The organism is Embleya sp. NPDC050154 (genome assembly GCF_044460165.1).
In the GTDB taxonomy this organism is placed as follows: Bacteria; Actinomycetota; Actinomycetes; order Streptomycetales; family Streptomycetaceae; genus Embleya.
In genome coordinates this window covers 274306-293808 of record NZ_JBITJP010000001.1, presented here as the reverse complement: position 1 = coordinate 293808, position 19503 = coordinate 274306, and the positions used below count along the sequence as shown (strand labels likewise).

Annotated in this window: 16 protein-coding genes; 9 read left to right on the top strand and 7 right to left on the bottom strand. The window is 70.5% G+C overall.

Annotated features, from left to right (window positions below):
* Positions 1 to 23: 23 nt before the first annotated feature.
* From ACIBSV_RS01265 to ACIBSV_RS01250, 4 genes are all read right to left on the bottom strand, one after another.
* Positions 24 to 1286, bottom strand: coding sequence for a sugar ABC transporter permease (locus ACIBSV_RS01265; protein ID WP_395858812.1), 1263 nt, complete (start codon positions 1284 to 1286; stop codon positions 24 to 26).
* Positions 1283 to 2092, bottom strand: a complete 810-nt coding sequence (locus ACIBSV_RS01260; RefSeq protein ID WP_395858810.1) for an ATP-binding cassette domain-containing protein — start codon at positions 2090 to 2092, stop codon at positions 1283 to 1285. Before ACIBSV_RS01260 ends, ACIBSV_RS01265 begins: the two co-directional genes overlap by 4 nt.
* A 99-nt stretch (positions 2093 to 2191) precedes the next feature.
* Entirely contained in the window at positions 2192 to 3298 is a 1107-nt protein-coding gene (locus tag ACIBSV_RS01255) for a sugar ABC transporter substrate-binding protein (RefSeq protein ID WP_395858809.1), read from the bottom strand.
* 1251 nt (positions 3299 to 4549) lie between these two features.
* Complete coding sequence (locus ACIBSV_RS01250; protein WP_395858808.1) at positions 4550 to 5413, bottom strand: LysR family transcriptional regulator; 864 nt, start codon at positions 5411 to 5413, stop codon at positions 4550 to 4552.
* A 93-nt stretch (positions 5414 to 5506) separates the two neighbouring features.
* Between ACIBSV_RS01250 and ACIBSV_RS01245 the strand changes: the two genes are divergently transcribed.
* The gene (locus ACIBSV_RS01245; protein WP_395858807.1) at positions 5507 to 6391 is read left to right on the top strand and encodes an aldo/keto reductase family oxidoreductase; all 885 of its coding nucleotides are present in this window, start codon (positions 5507 to 5509) and stop codon (positions 6389 to 6391) included.
* 325 nt (positions 6392 to 6716) lie between these two features.
* On the opposite strand, the gene ACIBSV_RS01240 is transcribed toward ACIBSV_RS01245, so the two are convergent.
* A complete protein-coding gene (locus tag ACIBSV_RS01240; RefSeq protein ID WP_395858806.1) occupies positions 6717 to 7064 on the bottom strand; it encodes a hypothetical protein in 348 nt (115 codons plus the stop codon).
* 614 nt (positions 7065 to 7678) lie between these two features.
* On the opposite strand from ACIBSV_RS01240, the gene ACIBSV_RS01235 reads away from it, so the two are divergent.
* A complete protein-coding gene (locus ACIBSV_RS01235) occupies positions 7679 to 7999 on the top strand; it encodes a DUF6191 domain-containing protein (RefSeq protein WP_395858805.1) in 321 nt (106 codons plus the stop codon).
* 188 nt (positions 8000 to 8187) lie between these two features.
* On the opposite strand, the gene ACIBSV_RS01230 is transcribed toward ACIBSV_RS01235, so the two are convergent.
* Positions 8188 to 9081, bottom strand: coding sequence for an NAD(P)-dependent oxidoreductase (locus ACIBSV_RS01230; protein WP_395858804.1), 894 nt, complete (start codon positions 9079 to 9081; stop codon positions 8188 to 8190).
* Between the two features lie 106 nt (positions 9082 to 9187).
* Between ACIBSV_RS01230 and ACIBSV_RS01225 the strand changes: the two genes are divergently transcribed.
* Entirely contained in the window at positions 9188 to 9595 is a 408-nt protein-coding gene (locus tag ACIBSV_RS01225; RefSeq protein ID WP_395858803.1) for an ArsR/SmtB family transcription factor, read from the top strand.
* Positions 9596 to 9828: 233 nt separating this feature from the next.
* Positions 9829 to 11310, top strand: coding sequence for a hypothetical protein (locus ACIBSV_RS01220; RefSeq protein WP_395858802.1), 1482 nt, complete (start codon positions 9829 to 9831; stop codon positions 11308 to 11310).
* On the opposite strand, the gene ACIBSV_RS01215 is transcribed toward ACIBSV_RS01220, so the two are convergent.
* Entirely contained in the window at positions 11263 to 12450 is a 1188-nt protein-coding gene (locus ACIBSV_RS01215; protein WP_395858801.1) for a helix-turn-helix transcriptional regulator, read from the bottom strand. The genes ACIBSV_RS01220 and ACIBSV_RS01215 overlap by 48 nt on opposite strands.
* A gap of 258 nt (positions 12451 to 12708) precedes the next feature.
* Here ACIBSV_RS01215 and ACIBSV_RS01210 point away from each other — a divergent pair, with 258 nt between their 5' ends.
* The 5 genes from ACIBSV_RS01210 (at position 12709) to ACIBSV_RS01190 (ending at position 19329) form a co-directional block, all read left to right on the top strand.
* Complete coding sequence (locus tag ACIBSV_RS01210; RefSeq protein ID WP_395858800.1) at positions 12709 to 13122, top strand: VOC family protein; 414 nt, start codon at positions 12709 to 12711, stop codon at positions 13120 to 13122.
* A gap of 454 nt (positions 13123 to 13576) precedes the next feature.
* Positions 13577 to 14677: a winged helix DNA-binding domain-containing protein gene (locus ACIBSV_RS01205; protein WP_395858799.1), complete on the top strand. Its 1101-nt coding sequence runs from the start codon at positions 13577 to 13579 to the stop codon at positions 14675 to 14677.
* A 650-nt stretch (positions 14678 to 15327) separates the two neighbouring features.
* Positions 15328 to 16020 carry an alpha/beta fold hydrolase gene (locus ACIBSV_RS01200; RefSeq protein WP_395858798.1) on the top strand — a complete coding sequence of 231 codons (693 nt, stop codon included), beginning with the start codon at positions 15328 to 15330 and terminating at the stop codon, positions 16018 to 16020.
* Positions 16021 to 16176: 156 nt separating this feature from the next.
* Complete coding sequence (locus ACIBSV_RS01195; RefSeq protein WP_395858797.1) at positions 16177 to 16923, top strand: alpha/beta fold hydrolase; 747 nt, start codon at positions 16177 to 16179, stop codon at positions 16921 to 16923.
* A 474-nt stretch (positions 16924 to 17397) separates the two neighbouring features.
* Positions 17398 to 19329, top strand: a complete 1932-nt coding sequence (locus ACIBSV_RS01190) for a LamG-like jellyroll fold domain-containing protein (RefSeq protein ID WP_395858796.1) — start codon at positions 17398 to 17400, stop codon at positions 19327 to 19329.
* Positions 19330 to 19503: the final 174 nt, after the last annotated feature.

Sequence of the window (19503 nt, the reverse complement as noted above, 5' to 3'; positions counted from 1 at the left end):
GTCGATCGAGGGGGAGGGCGGCGTCACCGCAGCCCGGCGGCTTCGGCCCGCCGCCGCGACAGGGCGTCGACCCCGGCGGCGAGGAGCAGCACGACGCCGGTCACAACGTACTTGACGCCGGCGCTGTACCCCATGAGGCCCATGCCGTTGTCGATCACCGCGACCACCGCCCCGCCGAGCACCGCGTCCAACACCCGTCCCTTGCCGCCGAACAGGCTGGTGCCGCCGATCACCGCGGCGCCCACCGCGTACAACAGCACGTTGCTGCCACCGGTGTTGGAGTCCACCGAGTTGGCCCGCGACGCGGCGACGATGCCGCCGATCGCGGCCATCGTGGAACAGATCACGAACGCCGAGATGCGCACCCGGTCCACGTTGATGCCCGCGCGGCGGGCCGCCTCGCGGTTGCCGCCGACCGCGTACAGGCTCAGCCCGTACGGCGTGCGCCGCAGCACGAACGTGCCCACCAGCAACAGCACCACCAGGACGGGCACCACGATCGGCACGCCGCGCAGCGAGGAGATCACCACATTGCGGCTGCGCTCCTGGTTGAGCACGTACACCGCGAGGCCGACCAGAACGGCCAGCGTGCCCACCCGGATCCCGGTGATCGCGATCGGTTCGGCGCTCAGGCCCCGCCGCATCCGGTTGCGATTGCGCCGCAGTTGCAGCGCCGCGTACCCGCCCACGGTCGCGGCGGCCAGCAGCCAGCCCACGATCGGCGCGAGGTTGCGGTTGGAGATGGCCAGGATGGTCGAGTCGCGTACCGGCACGTTGGTGCCGCCCTTGACCAGGAGCAGCGACACGCCCTGGAAGGCCAGGAACGCGCCGAGGGTGACCACGAAGGAGGGGATGCCGACCTTGGCCACCAGTACGCCGAGCACCAGGCCGATCACCGAGCCGACGACCAGGGCGGCGAGCACGCCCGCGTACCAGGGCCACCCGTGTTCGGTCAGCAACACCGCGAGCACCGCGGCACAGACCCCGCTGGCGAAGCCCGCGGACAGGTCGATCTCGCCCAGGACCAGGACGAAGATCAATCCCATCGCGATCACGGTGACCGCGGCGCCCTGGGTGAACAGGTTGGCGAAGTTGCCCGCGCTCAGGAACCTCGGGCGCATGATCGCGAAGACCGTGCACAGCACCACCAGACCGAGCACGGCGGGCATCGCGCCGGTGTCGCCGCCGCGCAGTCGGGCGACGTAGTCCTTGATGTGCGTGACCACCGGCGACGCGGGCGCATCGGACTCGCTCTTCTCGGCGAGAGGCAGGACGCTGCTCGTCATCGGTTCACTCCGTTTCGACCCGCGCCGGGACCGAGTGCCTCGGTCTGCCCCGACGTGATGAGTTCGACGATCTGGGAATGGGTGATCTCACTCGTGCTCACCTGGGCTGCGGTACGGCCCAGGTAGAGCACCGCGATCCGGTCGGCGACCGCGAACACGTCGTTCATGTTGTGCGAGATGAGCACGACGGCCAGGCCGTTGTCGGCCAGCCGACGGACCAGTTCGAGCACCTGCGCGGTCTGCGAGACGCCGAGCGCGGCGGTGGGTTCGTCCAGGACGACCACCTTGCTGTTCCACAACACCGCCTTGGCGATCGCCACGGTCTGGCGCTGGCCGCCGGAGAGGCTGGAGACGCGCTGGCGGATCGAGGAGACGGTGCGTACGGACAGGCCGGCCAGGGTCTCCTCGGCGATCTGCTCCATGCTGTCCTCGTCCAGCACCCAGCCACGCCGGCGTTCCCGACCGAGGAACATGTTCTGCACGATGTCGAGGTTGTCGCACAGGGCGAGGTCCTGATAGACGATCTCGACGCCGAGCTCGGAGGCGTCGCGGGGGCTGTTCACGGTGACCGGCGCGCCGTCGAAGAAGTACTCGCCGGAGTCGGCGGTGTGGATGCCGCCGATGCACTTGACCAGGGTCGACTTGCCCGCGCCGTTGTCGCCGACGAGCGCGGTCACCTGGCCCTCGTACACGGACAGGTCCACGTCGCGCAGCACGTGCACGGCGCCGAAACTCTTGTTGATGCCGCGCAGTTCGAGCACGGGATCGGCCGCGGGCGGCGGGGCGGGGGTGGGGGACAGGGCCACGATGCGGGCTCCTCGCGTCGGGGTGGCGGCAGGGTACGCGCCGGGCCGGAACCGACCCTCGTGGGTGTCGGCTCCGGCTCGACTACGCGGTCCGGGTGGCTAGTTGATGCCGAACTCGGTGCACTTGGCGGCGTACGCTCCGGTGCACAGGGTGTCCTTGGTGACGTAGCCGTCGGCGACCACGTCCTTGACGTTCTCCTTGTAGATGGCCACCGGCTCCAGCAGTACGGACGGCACGTCGCGCTTGCCCTCGGGGTCGCGCACGGTGGCGGGCACGGTCGGCTTCTGGCCCTTGGCCAACGCGACGGCCAGTCCGGAGACCGCGTCGGCCTCCTTCTTGATCGCCTTGTACACCGTCATGCACTGGTCGCCGACCAGGATGTTCTGCAGCGCGGTGGTCTCCGCGTCCTGCCCGGTGACCGGGACCTTGCCGTTGAGTTTCTGCTTCTTGAGGATCGAGATCGCGGCGTTGCCCAGGCCGTCGTTGGCTGCAACCACGCCGGAGATGTTCGGCGACTGGGTGAGCATCTGCTCGAACATGTTGGCGCCCTCGGTGTTGTTCCAGTCCGGGACGGCCTGGTCCGGGCCCTTGACGTACTCGCCGGAGTCGAACTTCGGCTTGAGCACCGCGTCGTAGCCCTGCTTGAGCAGCGTCGCGTTGTTGTCGGTGGCCGAGCCGTTGAGCATCGCGACGGTGGGCTTCTGGGCGTTGGCGGCGGACAGGCACTTCTCGATGCCCTGGCCCATCAGCGTGCCGACCTTCACGTTGTCGAAGCTGACGTAGTACTGCGCGCTGCCGCCGAGGGTCAGCCGGTCGTAGTCGATCGTGGCGACGCCCTGCGACTTGGCCTTGTCCAGGACGGCCTTTCCGGTACCGCTGTCCAGGTTGACGATGATCAGCACGGTCGCGCCGTTGGTGATCATCTGGTCGGCGAGGGTCTGGAACTGCGACTTGTCGCCCTGCGCGTTCTGGATGTCGTAGTCGACGCCTGCGGCCTTGAACGCTTCGGTGAGGTACTTGCGGTCGTTGGTCTCCCAGCGGCCCGACGTCTTGCTGTCGGGCAGGATCACGCCGATCTTCGCCTTCTTGCCACCGCCGTTGGTCGCGCCGGACGAGCCGGTGCCGGAGTCGTCGGAGCAGGCGGAGAGGGTGCCGGCGGCAAGCACGGCACAGGCGGAGACGGACACGAGGAACCTCTTGCGCATGGTGGATCCCTTCGGGCACGCGCCGGTGGGGCCGGCGGGGGACGTGGAGGCGTCGTCGAGGGGTGGTGCCGGGTGTGGTGGTGCCTGGGGGTGGTGCCTGGCGGGGTGGTGCGGCCGGTTTGTGTGGCTGGGTGGTGCGGGGTGCTCGGCCGGGTGTTGCGGGCGGTGCGACCTGCGTGGTGCGGCGCGCGATGTGTGTGGTGCGGCGTGCGTGGTGCGGCGCGACGTGCGTTGTGTGGCAGGTGGATGCGGGGGGTGCGACAGCGGGTATCTGCAACACGTGAAGGCGGTGTCGCCTAAATGTTGTGGGCGACAACGTAATAGGCCCACCGGGTGTTCGCCAGACCCCGGAACCCCTGAGAAATGCCGGTTTCGGTAACGGTTGGGAAACGTAAGCGAACCAAAAACCGGTTGTTCGTGAGTGGTGTCTTCAGAAATCAACATCGAGCGGCTCGGGTGAGGTCGAGTGGCTTCGGATCACGAACCCTGGTGGGTGGGGCCGTGGGAGCGATTAAGTTCCAAGCCACAACTTAGGCTGTCCGTTGGGGTGTTGAGGCAGGCTGGGCGGACGGCAAGGAGGGACCCGGCAACCTTTTCGGGGTTCTTGCCTTGGTTGAGCGGTCGCGTTTCGGTGCGCGAGCGGGCGTGGGTGCGGGTGCGTTGCGGGTGCGCCGGGCGCGAAGTGCGAGGTGCGAGAGCGAAGCGCGGGTGGGGGCGGGGGCGGGGCCGAGGTGCGGGTGCTCGCGCGTCAGGCGGGGGCTCTCGTCTCGGTCGGGTGCTCGTGTTGCAGAGCGGTGCTCTGGATTTGGTCGGGTGCTCGTGTTGCGGAGCAGTGCTCTGGATTTGGTTGCGTGCTCGTGGCCCGGAGCGGTGCTCTGGCTTTGGTGGGGTGCGCGTGTTGCGGAGCGGTGCTCTCACTTTGATTGGGTGCGCGCGTTGCGGAGCGGTGCTCTCGCGATCGGTGCTCGCGTCGCAGCGCGGTGATTCGGCTTTGAACCGGTGCTCGCGTTGCGGAGCAGTGCTCTCGTTTCGATTGCATGCTCTTGCTTGTGGAGCGGTGCAGGGACGTCAACGACGACGAGTTGATGCGGCAAGCCAGTGCGGGATGATCGGCCCGCCACACTCGCTGCCGCGGCGCGAAGGTCGGCAGTCCACGGAGTCGCGGCCGTGCCCGTGCCCGTGGGCGGCGGCGGTGGGGTGTGGGAGCCGGCCGTCAGGCGGCGTATCGGGGCGACGGAAGGCGAGGGCGGGTCAAAGCCGTGTGGCCGTGCGGATCAGCCCGGCGAGGGCGAGGGAGCGGCTGTGCGCGGGCCACGCGATGTGGGTGACGACGGGGGACGCGTCGGCCAAGGGGACGGCCGTGTGCTCGGCCCATAGCCAGGCGCGGGCGGAGTCGGGGAAGACCGCCACGGTGCGTCCGAGGGCGATGAGCTGGGCGAGCTGCGTCTGGTCGTGGATCTCGGGGCCCGGGCCGGGTGGGTACGTGCCGTCGCGGGACCAGCGCGCGAGTGGAAGATCGGGGATGTCGCCGACTTCGGCCAGGGACAGCGTCTTGCGCGCGGCGAGGGGGTGCCCGGCGGGCAGGATGGCGATCTGCCCCTCGGTCATCAGTTCCTCGCTGTCGAACCCGGTGAGGGAGTTGAACGGCGCGTGCATGAGCGCCACATCGGCACGGCCGTCACGCAACATCTCGCCCTGCTCACAGGTGCCACTCGGCAGCACCTCGATCTCGGCGGCATCGGGCTCGGCCGCGTAGGCGTCGAGGAGCTTGTGCAGCAGTTCGTGAGACGCGCCGGCCTTCACCGCCAGCACCACGCGATTGCGGGGGCCGCCCGGACCATCGGCGCCACCTGCGCGACGGGTGCGGCGAGCGGCGGCGATGGTCGCGTCGAGAGCTGCACGGCCCTCGTGCAGCAACATCTCTCCGGCGACGGTCAGGGCGACGCCGCGGCGGTCGCGTTTCAGCAGCGAGACGCCGAGGCGCCGCTCGAGGTGCTGGATCGCCCGGGACAGCGGTGGCTGGGCCATGCCCAGGCGCTCGGCGGCGCGGCCGAAGTTCAGTTCCTCGGCGACGGCGATGAAATACCTCAGCTCGCGGGTCTCCAAGGTGTCCATGGGCGCAGCCTAGCTCGGTGATACCTACCGGGTATGACAGGGCGCTGCATCAGTATTGGCTGCACCGCTCGACCGCGAGCCAACATCGACGGCATGAGCGAAACCGTGAACACTCCCTCCGCCGCACTGCCCGGCGGTACCTGGACGCTGGGCGACCTGACCGTCACCCGCTTCGGCTACGGCGCCATGCAGCTCGTCGGTCCCGGGGTGATGGGCCCGCCCGCCGACCGCGACGGTGCGATCGCCGTCCTGCGCGAGGCCGCCGGCCTCGGGATCAGCCACATTGACACCGCCGGTGCATACGGACCACGCGTCACCAACCGGCTGATCCGTGAAGCGCTGCATCCCTATCCCGAATCGCTGCACATCGTGACCAAGGTCGGCGCGGTCCGCGATCAGCACGGCGGCTGGCCCCCTGCCCGACAGCCCAAAGACCTGCGCCACGCCGTCCGCGAGAACCTCGAGGACCTGGGCCTCGATACGCTGGACGTGGTCAATCTCCGACTCGGCGACGCCCGGGGCCCTCGTCCCGGCTCGCTCGCCGAGCCCTTCGAGACCCTCGTCGAACTCCGGCAACAGGGCCTGATCCGACACCTCGGAGTGAGCAACGCGACACCGGAACAGGTCGCCGAGGCGCAGGCGATCGCGCCGATCGTGTGCGTACAGAACATGTTCAACCTCGCCTACCGTCAGGACGACGAGCTGATCGACGAACTCGCCGACAAGGGCATCGCCTACGTGCCATTCTTCCCGCTCGGCGGCTTCACCCCGCTGCAGTCCACGGCTCTTTCCGCCGTGGCCACCCGGCTGAACGCGACACCGATGTCGGTCGCCCTGGCCTGGCTGCTGCGGCGGTCGCCGAACATCCTGCTCATCCCCGGCACTTCGTCGACAGCGCACTTGCGCGAGAACGTCGCCGGCGCGCAACTCCCGCTCTCCGACGAGGACCTCACCGAGTTGGACAACATCGGCCACTAGCAGGACACGGCCCGGCCCCGGCAGGCTGGACGAAAGGCCGGTGGCGGCGCGATGCGGACCTCATCGTTGGTGACCGACAGGCGCGTTCACACAGTGCCCGGGTCCGACCACCGCCCTTGTGTCCGGTCAGGTGGCTTCCACGCGCGCCGCGTGTTGGAGCACCGCTCTTGTCCGGTCTCGTGCCTGCGTCTCGGAGCGGTGCTCTCGTTTTGGTCGGGTGCTCTGGGTTGATGCCTTGGGCTCGCTGACGAGGGCGGTCCCGAGCGTGCCGTGGCCTGGGTGGATGGGTGGTCCGGTCTCGGGGCGCGTCGCCCAACTGGCTCGGTCAGCGGCGCGGGTGGCGGCGAGCGAGGCGGGCAAGGAGGCGCGGGCGGTGGGGCCGTCGGGTGTGGGCAGGGTGGTGCGGCGGCTCCGGGCGGGTGAGTTCGGCTCGGTGAGGATGCCACGGGTCGTCGGGGGAGCGCATCGGGACCTTGCGCTGTGCTTGGACTTGGATCTCGAGGTGGGCGTCGTTCGCGGTGCCGTGCAGCGCCTCGTCGTAGGACGCCATGGCCCCGCGGATGGCCGCGCCGGCGAGTCCTCGGCGTCGAACGTGCGAGGCCAGCCACACGCAGCAGGCCAGCATCGTGCCGAGGCAACCGGCGACGGTCAGGAATCCCAGGAAGCCACCCATGGCGTCGAGCCTACGTCCGGGCGCGGCCACGCCGGCCACGCCGAAGTGAACTCGGCGAATACGTGCCGGTGATCGTCGTCCGCGTGGGCGTGCGGAGGTCAGCGTGAGCCCCCGGCCCCGGCCGTGACCATGGCCCGCCCCCGGCTTGGTCCTCGGCCTGGCCCCGACCCGGGCCCACCCTGCCCGGTTCGCCCCGCCACATCTCGGCCCGGGCCCGCCCCGCCCTGCCCCGCCCCGTCCGATTCGCCCCGCCTCACTTCGGTCCGGGCTCACCCTGCCCCACCCCGCCTCACTTCGGTCCGGGCTCACCCTGCCCCGACCCGGGTCATCCCGTCCGGTTCGCCCCGCCACATCTCGGTCCGGGCCCGCCCTGCCCCGCCCCACCCCGACCCGACCCGACCCGCCCCACCCCGCCCCGACCCGACCCGGCCCATCCCGCCCGGTTCGCCCCGGCGTGGTTGTGGGGGGTGCGGGAGGGGCGTCCAGCCGGGAGCGTGGAAGGCAAAAGGCGTTGCGAAGAGGGGCTGTTCGCTTCGTGCTCACTGTTTCGACGAGGACGGAAAGTTCCGCGCGAGGTGGGTGAGGTTCGGGGCGGCGGCGCTGATACTGAGGACATGGAACCCGTTGTCTTCATGACACTGCCGACCATGGTCGTTCTGCTGACGGTCGTGGCGTTCGTCGATCAGATGATGCTTCGGGCCGGGCGGGCGGGGCTGTTGCCGTGGCGGAACAGCGGGAGTCGGGGGCAGGTTTCGGCCACCGGCTTCGAGCAACTGCATGCCACTTTCTCGCCGGGGAAGCAGAGCGAGCTCAAGGAGCGGCAGACGGCGCTGCTGCTGCGGGACGACGAGGAGGACGGGGCGCCACCGAACCGGACGACGGTGGATCTGGAGCGCGGTACGGCAGTCGTCCGCATGCCGCGGGCCGATCGGTAGGAGGTGGGAAGCGCTCCCACTCTCCGCGCTCGGCTGCGCGGTGTGGTGACCACGTTTGAATTGGAACCGTCCGACGGGAAAAGGCGGTTGGTGTCGGGGAGGGCGATCCGCGCCGAGCGTGGCCCGGGCGGGGGCGCCGTCGGATGGATGTGGCTATGGATGTGGATACGGGGCGACGCGCGGTTGGGTTACTTGTCGAAGGCGGCGAAGTAGGCCGCTGCCATGTCCTGGTCGCCATGGCCCTGTTCGGAAGCGCGGCGGAAGCGAGCCGCGCCGGCTGCGACCACGTCCATGCGGATGCCCGTGTGTTCGGCGGCCTGGAGGACCAGGCGTGCGTCCTTCTCCGCGTTGTCCACCGAGAAGCTGGGGGTGTAGTCGTCGGAGAGGATGGCGGCGGACTTGAGTTGGAGGTAGCCGCTGTCCATCGGGCTGCCGCCGACGACGTCCAGGAAAAGTTGCGGGTCCACGTCCAAGCCCTTGGCCAGGGCCAGGGCCTCGCCGACGCCGTGGGTCAGCGCCAGGACCCACGTGTTGAGGACGAGCTTGAGTCGGGTGGCCGCGCCGGAGGTACCGTCCTCGCCGACCCACAGGGTGCGCCGACCGATCGTGTCGAACAGCGGCTGTACGGCTTCCCGAATCGCCGGCGTGCCCGCCGCCAGGACGACCAACTGCCCCTGCTCTGCGGGTCCCCGGGTGCCCTGGACCGGGGCGTCCACGAGGGTCAGTTCGTGTTCGCGGGCAAAGATGACCAGGTCGTCCAGCGCGTCGACGCCGACCGTGCTGATCTGCACCCACACCGTGTCCGGGCGCAGACCCGGTGCCGCCGCGCGCATCGCGTCCAGGACACGCGGGCCGTCGTTGAGCACGGTGAGCACGATGTCCGCGCCGGTGACCGCTTCGGCGGGTGACGCCGTGGCCGTCACGCCGTCGGTGGCCAGTGCCGCGGCCTTGTCGGGCGTACGGTTCCACGCCCGCACCGGGAAGTCGTCCCGGGATAGATTGCGGGCGATGGCGGCGCCGATGATGCCGGTGCCCAGTACGGCGACGGTGGGTCGGATCGGGGCGGGTTGGGTGCTTGTCATGGCATGGCTCCGCATCAGGTGGTTCGAAAATCTTCGTACCCAGGTACCGTAGACACCCACGGCATGCGCCGGCAACCGTGGGGTCGAAGCAAGGAGCGGATGCGGGATGCCCGTCCAGATGCACCACCCGTCGCTCGACGACGTGCCGTTGAGCGCGGTCTTCGCCGCGCTGTCCGACGACCACCGGCGTGCGGTGGTGGTCGCGCTGGCCGCGGACCCGAACCGTGAGCAGCCGTGTTCGGCGTTCGCGGTGCCCGGGACCAAGTCCACCCGCTCCTACCACTGGAAGGTGCTACGCGAAGCGGGCCTGATCGTGCAACGCAACACCGGCACCGGGATGCTCTTGCGTCTTCGTGAACCCGAGTTCGATCAACGGTTTCCGGGGCTTCTGGCCAACCTGATCCGTCTCGAAGGCCTCCCGTCGCCGGATGTGACGGGGCCCGTGGAGGCGGCGGAGGCTTCGGGTGCCTCCGAGGCGAGGGGCGAGAGGGGCGACCAACCGCTCGGCTTGTGAGCGCGCGGCAGCCATGCCCGACGGGGTGAGGGAGCGGGTCGCGTGGCCGATAGCGGGTTGTGTTGCCGCCGATCGCGGAGAGTGACGCCATGCGCCGAGTGTCGAGTGCCGAGTCCCATTTGCCGAGTGTGGAGTGCCGCCGGCCATAGGTGCCGGTCATCGGGCTCTGCTGCGCAGTATCTCGGCCGTCATCCGGACTTCCTTGGTAACTGGCCTATGGATAAAGGGAGTTCATGGTGATCTCCGACGGTGGTGGTGGCGGCGACTGCGACAGCTGCGGTTCCGGCGTCGACGGTTGGAGCCTCGTCGAGCGATCCCGTGAGCGGTGGGCTCGGTTGGCCGCGGTGTTGGCCGTCAATTCGCATACCCCGGACGCCTTGTTACAGCGGTTGGCGCAGAGTGAGGATGTGCTCACGCTCGTTTCCCTCGGTGGGCGTGCCGGGTTGCCCGAGGCAGTGGTACGGCGGTTGCTCGGCCATCCCGATTCGGCCGTGCGTGAGCGGTTGCTCGATCGATCCGACCGGGCCGTGGAGATTCGGATCGCCCTGCACAACGACCCGGATCCGGCAATCCGCAGCGCGTGCGTCGAGGCGCGCTTCGGAGGACTCGGCGGAGTCGGCGGACTCGGTGACGTTCCCGAACTCCCGCATGCCGTCTATGCTCGCCTGGCGATCGACCTCGATCCGAAGGTGCGCCGGGTCCTCACCCTCGTCCCCCATCTCCCCGACGACCTGGTCGAGTTGCTGGCCCGGGACCGCGACCGGCTCGTCCGACTGGGCCTGTTGCAGCGCTGGAGTACGCTCCCGGCAGTCGCTCGGACCATGCTCGAAGCCACTGCGGACGAGGCCACGCGCCGCGACCTCGCGCTGTATGTACCGGGCCATCGGCCCACCCCGGAGGTGCGCCGCGCGCTGCTCGACGACCCGTCGTCGGCCCGGCGGTTCGCGCTGGTGGCGCCGCTGGACGCGGCCGAGGCGGCCGAGTTCGCGGGCCACCCGGATCCGGGGGTACGCGCCGCGGTCGCGGCCAATCCGACCCTGCCTGCGTCGACGCGCGTGTTGCTTGCCGAGGACGTCTCGGCGACGGTCCGCAGTCACGTGGCGATGCGTCCGGACGTCGGGCCCGAGGAATGCGCGGCGATTCGCCCGTGGCCGGCAGACGCCGTGGATACGGTGGACTGGCTCGTCGATCGCCTCGACGACGTCGACCTGCTTCTGCGCTACCTGGATAGCCCGCATCCCGCCTTCCGCCGCAGCGTCGCGTGCAGCCCGGCGCTTCCCTCGTACGCCGTGGCCCGGCTCGGGACCGACCCGGATCACCGCGTACGCCGGATCCTGGCCGAGCACCACCCCGACGCCCCGACCCAACCCCTGGTAGGCCGGATACCGCCGCTGCGCCGGGGGCCGGGCGGGCCGGCGATCGACCATCCCCGCTTTCCGCCTGCGGCGCTGCGCCGGTTCGCCGATTCCCGCGACCCGCACCTGCGCGCGCTCGCGGCGCTGAGCCGGCGGAGCTCGCCCGACCTGGTCGAACGCCTGAGCCACGATCCCGAGTCCCGAGTGCGCGTCTGCGCGGCGGGCAACGCCCGGCTGAGCCGATCACGCGCTCTGGCGCTGCTGGGCGACCCGGACCCCAGGGTTGCGGAGGCGGTGGTTCGGTACACCCGACTACCCGAGGCGACGATGTCCCGCATCCTGGCCCGAGCCGGCCTCTGAACCCGGGGCCTCCGAACCCGGGCCGACCTCCGAACCCGCAGGGTCGGGACGCTCGCCGGTTCGGGTCGGGTGCGGCGTGGTGGGTGTGTTGGTCGCGGCTTCGGCGTAGCGGCGAGCCAAGTGCGCGAAGGCGTCCCTGAGTTCGGCCGGGCCGACGACCTCGATGTCGGCGTCGAAGCCGCCGATGGTGGCGGCCAGACCGGGCCACGACCACGAGCCGAGGAGCAACCGGCAGCGGTGCGGGCCGAGTTCCTCGACGAGCCCGTCGCGGCTGTAGCGGGACACGTCGGCGGCGGGCAGGTCGAGGATCACCTCGCCGCGGCAGGGCCAGTCGGTCGAGTTGTCGGAGCCGTGGAACCTGCCGGCGACGAAGGCGGACACGTCGACTCCGCCAGGCAGTTCACGCGGGGTGAAGCGGGGTCCGGTGGGGGTGCGCGGGGTGATCCGGTCGGCGCGGAAGGTACGCCAGTCCTCGCGGTCGAGGTCCCAGGCGACGAGGTACCAGCGGCCGCTCCAGGTGACGATGTGGTGGGGCTGTACCCGGCGCGGAAGGAGGAGCGCACGGCGTTCGTCGTTGCCGTTGCCGTTGCCTTGGCCGCCTTCGCCTTCGCCTTCGCCTTCGTCCTCGCCTGCGCCGGCTTCCGGCGGGGACGTGCGGGCGTAGTCGAAGCGCAACACTTCGCGGGCGTGGACCGCGGCGCCGAGGGTCATGAGCACGCCGCTGTCGACCTGTGGGTTCGGTCGGGCCGTGGGTCGCTCGACGGCGGTGACCTCGAAGGTGTCGATGCGCCGGCGCAGACGGGCCGGCATGACCTGGCGGACGGTGGTCAGCGCGCGTGCGGCGGCCTCCTCGATACCGGCACCGGTGGTGGTGGCGATCCGGAGGGCGACGGCGAGGGCGACGGCCTGCTCGTCGTCGAACAACAGCGGCGGCAGTTCCGTGCCGGCGTCGAGCCGGTACCCGCCGTCGGGTCCCTTGAAGGCCACGATGGGGTAGCCGAGTTCGCGCAGCCGGTCGACGTCGCGGCGCACGGTGCGCGGGCTGATGTCCAGGCGCTCGGCCAGCAGCGCCCCGGGCCAGTCCCGGCGCGCCTGGAGAAGCGAGAGCAGCGAGAGCAATCGGGCCGAGGTCTTCTGCATGGCTCCATGATGCCTGGAGAAGCGGCCACGACCTGACCTCTTCTGCTGCGACTGTGATCTCGGGCCGGACGGGGAGAACGCACGGACCAGCCGGGGCACCCGCTCCCGGCAGACACCGTCGACGTGATCGCGGTCCGTGGTGAGCGGTGCGCGCTCTGCGGTGCGCGGGCCGCGGTGTGTGGCCTGTGGTCCGCGGTTCGGTACGGCGGGCGCCGCATGGTGTCCGGAGAAGGCGATCATCGAAGGTCAGGAGCCAGGATGTCGGTTAAGTCGGTCACTCATCTGAACTTCCGGGGCGAGGCTCGGGCGGCGCTCGAGTTCTACCGGTCCGTGTTCGGTGGTGACATCGCCGTCGTCGCGTACGGGGATGCCGGGAACGTGTCGGATCCCGTCGCGGCGGGGCAGGTGATGTGGGGTCAGGTGGTCGCGGACAACGGCTTCCACGTGATGGCGTACGACGTGCCTGCGGGGATGCCGTGGGATCGGGGTGTGAACTCGTTCTTCGTCTCCCTGCGCGGCGAGGACACGAAGGAGATCACGACGTACTGGGAGAAGCTCTCCGTCGGGGCGAGCATCGTGCAGCCGTTGGCGCCGGCGCAGTGGGCTCCGCTCTACGGGATGCTCACGGATCGCTTCGGCGTCGTCTGGGTGCTGGACGTGGCGAGTCCGTAAAGCGGGTGAGAGCGGCGAGCGTGATGGGGAGGCGCGCGCGGTCCGCCCTTCCCGTCACGCTGCCGGGCGACGCTCCTGTGACCAGGCGGCAGCGCGGCGGGACGGCACTTGAAGAACCGGAACCGGAACCAGAACCAAGAACGACGAACGAAGACCGACGAACGAAGACCGACGAACGACGAACGCGACGGGTGCGACCGCCGCGATCGACGGAGCCGCCGAGCGCCACCGCCGGAGCCTCGTGCGGGACCGAAGAAACCATGACCGGCACCGACAAGCCATCGAAAGGAACACCCACCATGAGGATGCGGCCCCTGGGACGGACCCGAACGCGGGTCGGTCCGCACTGCCCGGGCACGATGACGTGCGGCCCGTCCCGGGGCTCTGCCCCGCGCATCGCCGCGGTGTCGCTGCGCCGGCGGGCCGTCGACGAGTGCGCGGCGGTGTGCGGCCGATGACCGTTCTCGACACGCGGGCGCTCAACCGCGCGACGCTGGCCCGGCAGTTGTTGCTCGATCGCGCGGACGTACCGACCCTGGACGCCGTCGCGCACCTGTGCGGTTTGCAGGCGCAGGAGCCGCAGGAGCCGTTCGTCGGGCTTTGGTCGCGGCTGCGGGCGTTCGATCCGGCGGTGCTCTCGGGTCTGCTGACCGGACGGCGCGTGGTACGGACCGGTCTCATGCGCCGCACCGTCCATCTGGTCACCGCCGAGGACGTCCTGGCCTGGCGGGCGCGCCACGACGACATGCTGCGCCAACGGGTCCTCGGCGTCTACCGTCGCGATCTCGACGGGGTGGACCTCGACGCGCTCGCCGCGGCGGGCCGGGCGGTGATGGCCGACGGCGAACCCCACACGACGGCGGAGATCACGCGGGCGCTCGCCGAGACGTGGCCGAAGACGGAACCGCGGGCGCTGGGGGAGATGGTGATCAGCGCCCTGGTCCCGATGGCGCAACTGCCGCCGCGCGGAGTGTGGCGCACCAGAGCGGGCGTACGCCACCTTCCGCTCGCCACGTGGCTGGGACGCGAGGTGGATCCGCCGGCGCCGGACGGGTCCGATCCGGTGGGGCGGGCGCTGGTACGGCGATATCTGGCCGCGTTCGGGCCGGCCGCCTCGGCCGACCTGCGCGCCTGGTGCGGGCTCGCCGGGCTGCCGGCCGCGATCGCCGCGGTCCGGGAGGAACTGGTGAGCTTCCGCGACGAGCGGGGCCGGGAACTGTTGGACCTTGCCGACGCGCCGCGTCCGGATCCCGACACGCCCGCCCCGGTACGGTTCCTGCCGGCGTTCGACAACGCGATCCTCGGCTACCACGACCGCACCCGGATCATCGACTACGAACACCGCGGCCTGTCCGTCGCCGGTGCGCGCGTCGTCCTGGTCGACGGTCGGGTCGCCGCGACCTGGACCGTGGAGACGGGCACCGTGGTGGTCACCCCACTGCGCCCCTTCTCCCGAGCCGACCGCACGGCCATCACCGAACAGGGCCAGGAACTGGCCGGGTTCCTCTCCGACAACGACAGCCACCGAATCCGGATCGACCCACCGACCGACTGACCACCCGCAAGCACGATCCGCGTCCACGACTCCGGCCTCGGCGGCGCCCCCGACGCCGCCGACGCCCCCAGTGCACACGGTCTCACCCAGCGGCACCGTTGCCTCCCGGCACCGTTGCCGGCGCCTGCCGCCTGACCGCACACTGCCGCCCTACTCCGTTTTTACGACCACTTCGCCGTCGAGCCCGCTGCCCCTTGCGCCGTGGCGCACCTCGTGCCGTCCCAGTCCTTCGACCCCGGACGCCCGGCTGCCGATGGTTGTTGGGCGACCGGGTCGCCTGAGCCGCCCCGCGCATGACCGGCTGGGCGTGGCCCTCCCCGTTCCACGCTGCGTCGGCGCCTGTGCTCGCGCCTCCGTTCGGGTCCGCCTGGCCTGCTTGGGGCAGGGCGACCGGGCCCTCCCGTGCCGGGCTCCCCGAGACCGGCATCCGGTGGCTCGCAAGCTGCCATCCGACGTGGCTTCCGGGTTCTTCGCCGTCGGGCTCGCTGCCGCCCGTGCCCGGGGGTACCTCGTGCCGCGCCGCTGTTGGGTTGGGGGCGGCCTGGTTGGGGTGTCTGGTTGTTTGGGTGGGGGTGGAGTAGCATCCCGATGAGTTGCTGAATCGTGTCAGCGTTGGTTCGGTCGGGTGGGTCGGCTGGGAAGGGGTCGTTGTGAAGTTGCATGTTCATGAGCGTGGGGACGGGGACAAGGTTGCGCTGCTCGTGCACGGAGGGATGTCGGATCACGGGACGTGGCACGCGTTGGAGGATGTGCTCGTGGCGCGGGGGTATCGGGTGTACGCGCCCGACCTGCGGGGGCACGGGCTGAGTGGGCGAGGCGAGTACAGGCCGGAGTTGATGGCCGACGACCTCGTCGAGAGCCTGCCCGTGGGCGCCGATGTGGCGATCGGACACTCGCTCGGCGCGCTCGCGCTGTCGTTGGCCGTCGAGCGGTTGCGGCCGGGGAAGGCCGTGTACTCCGACCCGGGCTTTCGGCTTGCCACCGTGCCCGCCGGGGCCTACGAGGGGATGCGGGCGATGGTGGCCAACGCCTCCTCGGAGAGCATTCGTGCGATGAACCCGAGGTGGTCCGAGGCGGACGTGCGGGCCGAACTCGAGGGCTTCCGCAAGTTCGACCTGAGCTTCCTGGCCGAACTCGGCGGCTTCGACGGGGAGTACGTCCCCGTCGCGCCGGTGGTGCCGAGTCTGGTCCAGTCCGCGGCGAACAGCTTCATCATGACGCCCGAGCTCAACGAGGAGCTGCGCGCGAACGGCTTCGAGGTGCGTGTGGTGGACGACGTCGCGCACTGCATCCACCGCGACGACTTCGACGCGTTCCTGAAGTCGCTCGACGGCTGGATCTGACCCACTCCCGGCGGAGCGGGCCGACCTCCCGCGCGGTACGCCCCCGCCCGATCGCCCCGGGCGAGCGCGGTACCACGCGGGAGGCGCGTCGGCGCGCCGGTTCGGCCCGGAGCGAACTCGATTCGCCGACGTGCGTGCCATCGATATGGTCCCGATATGGGGCGATCGAGTGGTGTGTCGAGTGGTGAGTCCGGTGGTGCGTCGCGCGTGGTCGAGGTGGGCGGGATTCGCCTGGTGCACGACGTGTGGGGCGAGCCGCAGGCCCCACCGCTGGTGCTGTTGCACGCGCTCGGCGAGGATGCGCGGGACTGGGCCCGGATAGCCGAGACCCTGGCCGAACAATGGCGGGTGTACGCGGTCGACCTGCGTGGGCACGGGCGCAGCGACTGGCCGGGTGACTACTCGCTCGAACTCATGCGGGACGACCTGGTCGGCTTCCTGGACGCGCTCGGTCTGGAGCGGGTGGACCTGATCGGGCACTCGATGGGCGGCATCGTGGCCTATCTCATCGCGCAGGAACATCCGGATCGGGTGGGCCGGTTGGTCCTGGAAGACGTATCCGTCCCGCTGCCGCGCGAGGCCGTGCCGCCGAGCCGACCCGAAGGCGAACTCGGCTTCGACTGGGACATGGTCGTCGCCATCCGCAAGCAGATCGACAGCCCCGACCCGCAGTGGTGGGACCGCCTGGGCCGGATCACCGCCCCCACCCTCGCCGTGGCCGGCGGTTCGACCAGTCACATCCCGTACGAGCGCATCACCGAGTGGTCCCGTCGCCTTCCCGATGCCCGAGTGGTGACCATCCCGGCCGGCCACCTGATCCATGCCGTCGAGCCGGACGCCTTCACCGAGGTGGTCCAGACCTTCCTGCGCACCCCTCCGCGCGAAGACCGCCACCCGCACTGACCCCGGACATCCGCGCGACCCGGGTACACACACCCGGACGCCGGACGCCGGCCTCCCGCACGCGGCCCGTCGCCGGCCGCCCGCCGCACTCGGACCCACGCCCGTACTCGTTCCCGTCCCTTCCGCCGTGTGCCCAAGCGCCCGAGCGCCCAAGCGCGCGACTGCGCGAGTGCCCGACTGCCCGACCGCTCGACTGCCTGACCGCCCGAGCGCCCGAGCGCTCGACTGCGCGCGTGCCCGACTGGCCGAGCCTCCGAGCGCCCGGCCACCCAGCCGCGCCCGCCAACCCCGCCGTCATCCGAAACAGCACAGCACAGCACAGAGCACCCCATGACCGGCCGGATCAGCGCCCCCTGCCACCACGGCGCGAATTCACACGGTCGACGTCCGTTGTTGGCGATACGGATGATCCACATGGGTTTTCCACCCAATACCGTGCGCATGCCCCCCAACCGACAGCGCCGGAGAACCACCATGTGCCAACAGCACGACGACGATTGCGCCCAGCCCGTCACACCCTTGTCCGGGCCCGCCCGGAGGGCGTTCCTGCGCTCCGCGGCCCTGGCCGGCGCCGGCGCCGCCGTGGTGGGTGCGGTCGGCATCTCGCCGGCCGCCGCCGCGGCAGCCGACGACGAAGCCGCCGCCGCGGGGGCGGTGGACGCGCAGCACCTGCCGGACTGGCGTCCGGATCGGGACAGTCGACGGTTCACGCTGGTGGTGATGCCCGACACGCAGTACATGTTCGACGAGGCGAGCATCACGACCGCTCCGATCGAGGCGTCCTTCCGGTACATCCTGGAGCACGCCCGCGACGACAACATCGTCTTCATGTCGCACCTGGGCGACCTCACGCAGAACGGCCGCAAGGCCGAGTTCGACGGGATCGGCCGGGCGTTCGAGTTGTTGGACCGCAAGGGCGTCGCGTACAGCGTGATGGCCGGCAACCACGACATCGACTCCAACACCGACGACCGGCGCGGCCGGTCGCCGTACCTGGACACGTTCGGCCCACAGCGCTTCCGCGGCAAACGCTCCTTCGGCGGGGCGACCCCGGACGGATACAACACCTACCACCTGTTCCAGGCGGCGGGCCGGGAATGGCTCGTTCTCGCGTTGGACTGGCGGCCCTCGCCGGCCGGCATCGCGTGGGCGAAGAAGGTGATGGCCGAGCACCCGCACACGCCGGTGATCCTGACCACCCACGAACTGGTCTCGGCCGACCGGCCGGGCCAGGAGGCGGAATTCTCGGAGCACGGAAGGCAGTTGTGGAACGACCTGATCAAGAGCAGCGATCAGATCTTCCTCACGCTCAACGGCCACTACTGGCCCGCCGGTCGCACCACGCAGCGCAATGACGCCGGAGGTGACGTGCACCTGCACATCACCAACTACCAGAACCGCTACTTCGGCGGCGCCGCGATGATCCGGCTCTACCACTTCGACCTCGATCGCGACACGATCGACGTCGAGACGCTCTCCCCGTGGATCCTCGGCCGCAGCAACCGCGGGCTCAACGAACTCGAACGCCGTGAGATGGAGTTGACCGGACCGCAGGACTACTTCTCGGTACCGATCGACTTCGAGAAGCGCTTCGCGCGGTTCGCCCCGATACCCCAGCGCCCGGCCCGCCCGGCGCAGCGCATGGTGGTGCCCGGCACGGTCGCCTACTGGCGCTTCGACGGCGCGCACCAGGACGGCGCGCCGATTCCCGGTGCGCAGCGCTTCGCGGACCTGTCCGGGCGCGGCAACGATCTGACGCTGGTGCCGGCGCCGGGAGCCGCGGCGGGTGCCGTCAGTTGGTCCCACCAGTACCACCCCAATCAGCCCGGGCACGGCAGCATCCGGCTGGCCGGCGGCAAGTCCCCGCTGCGGGGCGGCCACCTCCAGACCGCCGCCGGAGCCCCGTTGAACACCGCGACGTTCCGTTCCGGATACACGATCGAGGCGTTCTTCAAGCTGCCCGCCGACTGGGACGGGGGCCGCGACGCCTGGTCGGCGCTGCTGAGCCGCTGGGGCATGAGCGGCGAGGCCCGCAAGCCCAACGGCGATCCGCAGGAGCCGGTGGTCACGCTGAGCCTGTCCGGTGGCCGTGAACTCCAGTGGTGTGTCTACCCGTTGAACAGCGACGGGTCGGCGACCAACTGGGGCCACGAGTTGGCGCTGGACACGTGGTGGCACGTCGCCGTGGTGAACGACGCGCGGCAGACCACGATGTACGTCGACGGTTGCCCGGTGGTGCGCAACCCGACGGCACGCTCGATCGGCCTCACCACGCTCAACCTGCCGTGGATGCTTGGCGGTTACGCGTACGACGGCAAGCTCGACCAGACCATCAATGCCTGGGTGGGGGACGTGCGGATCGTCGAACGCGCGTTGCGGCCGGACGCGTTCATGATCGCCCGGTAACCGGCGATCCGTGGCGTGGGTTCGACGCGTGGCTCCTAGCCATCGACCCGAGCCGTCGACCCGAGCCGTCGACCCGAGCCGTCGACCCGAGCAATCCGACCCGCGGCATCGATCCACCGGGATCGGTCGGGAGCGAGCGTCGCGACGACGCGACGCTCGCTCCCCACCCGCCCC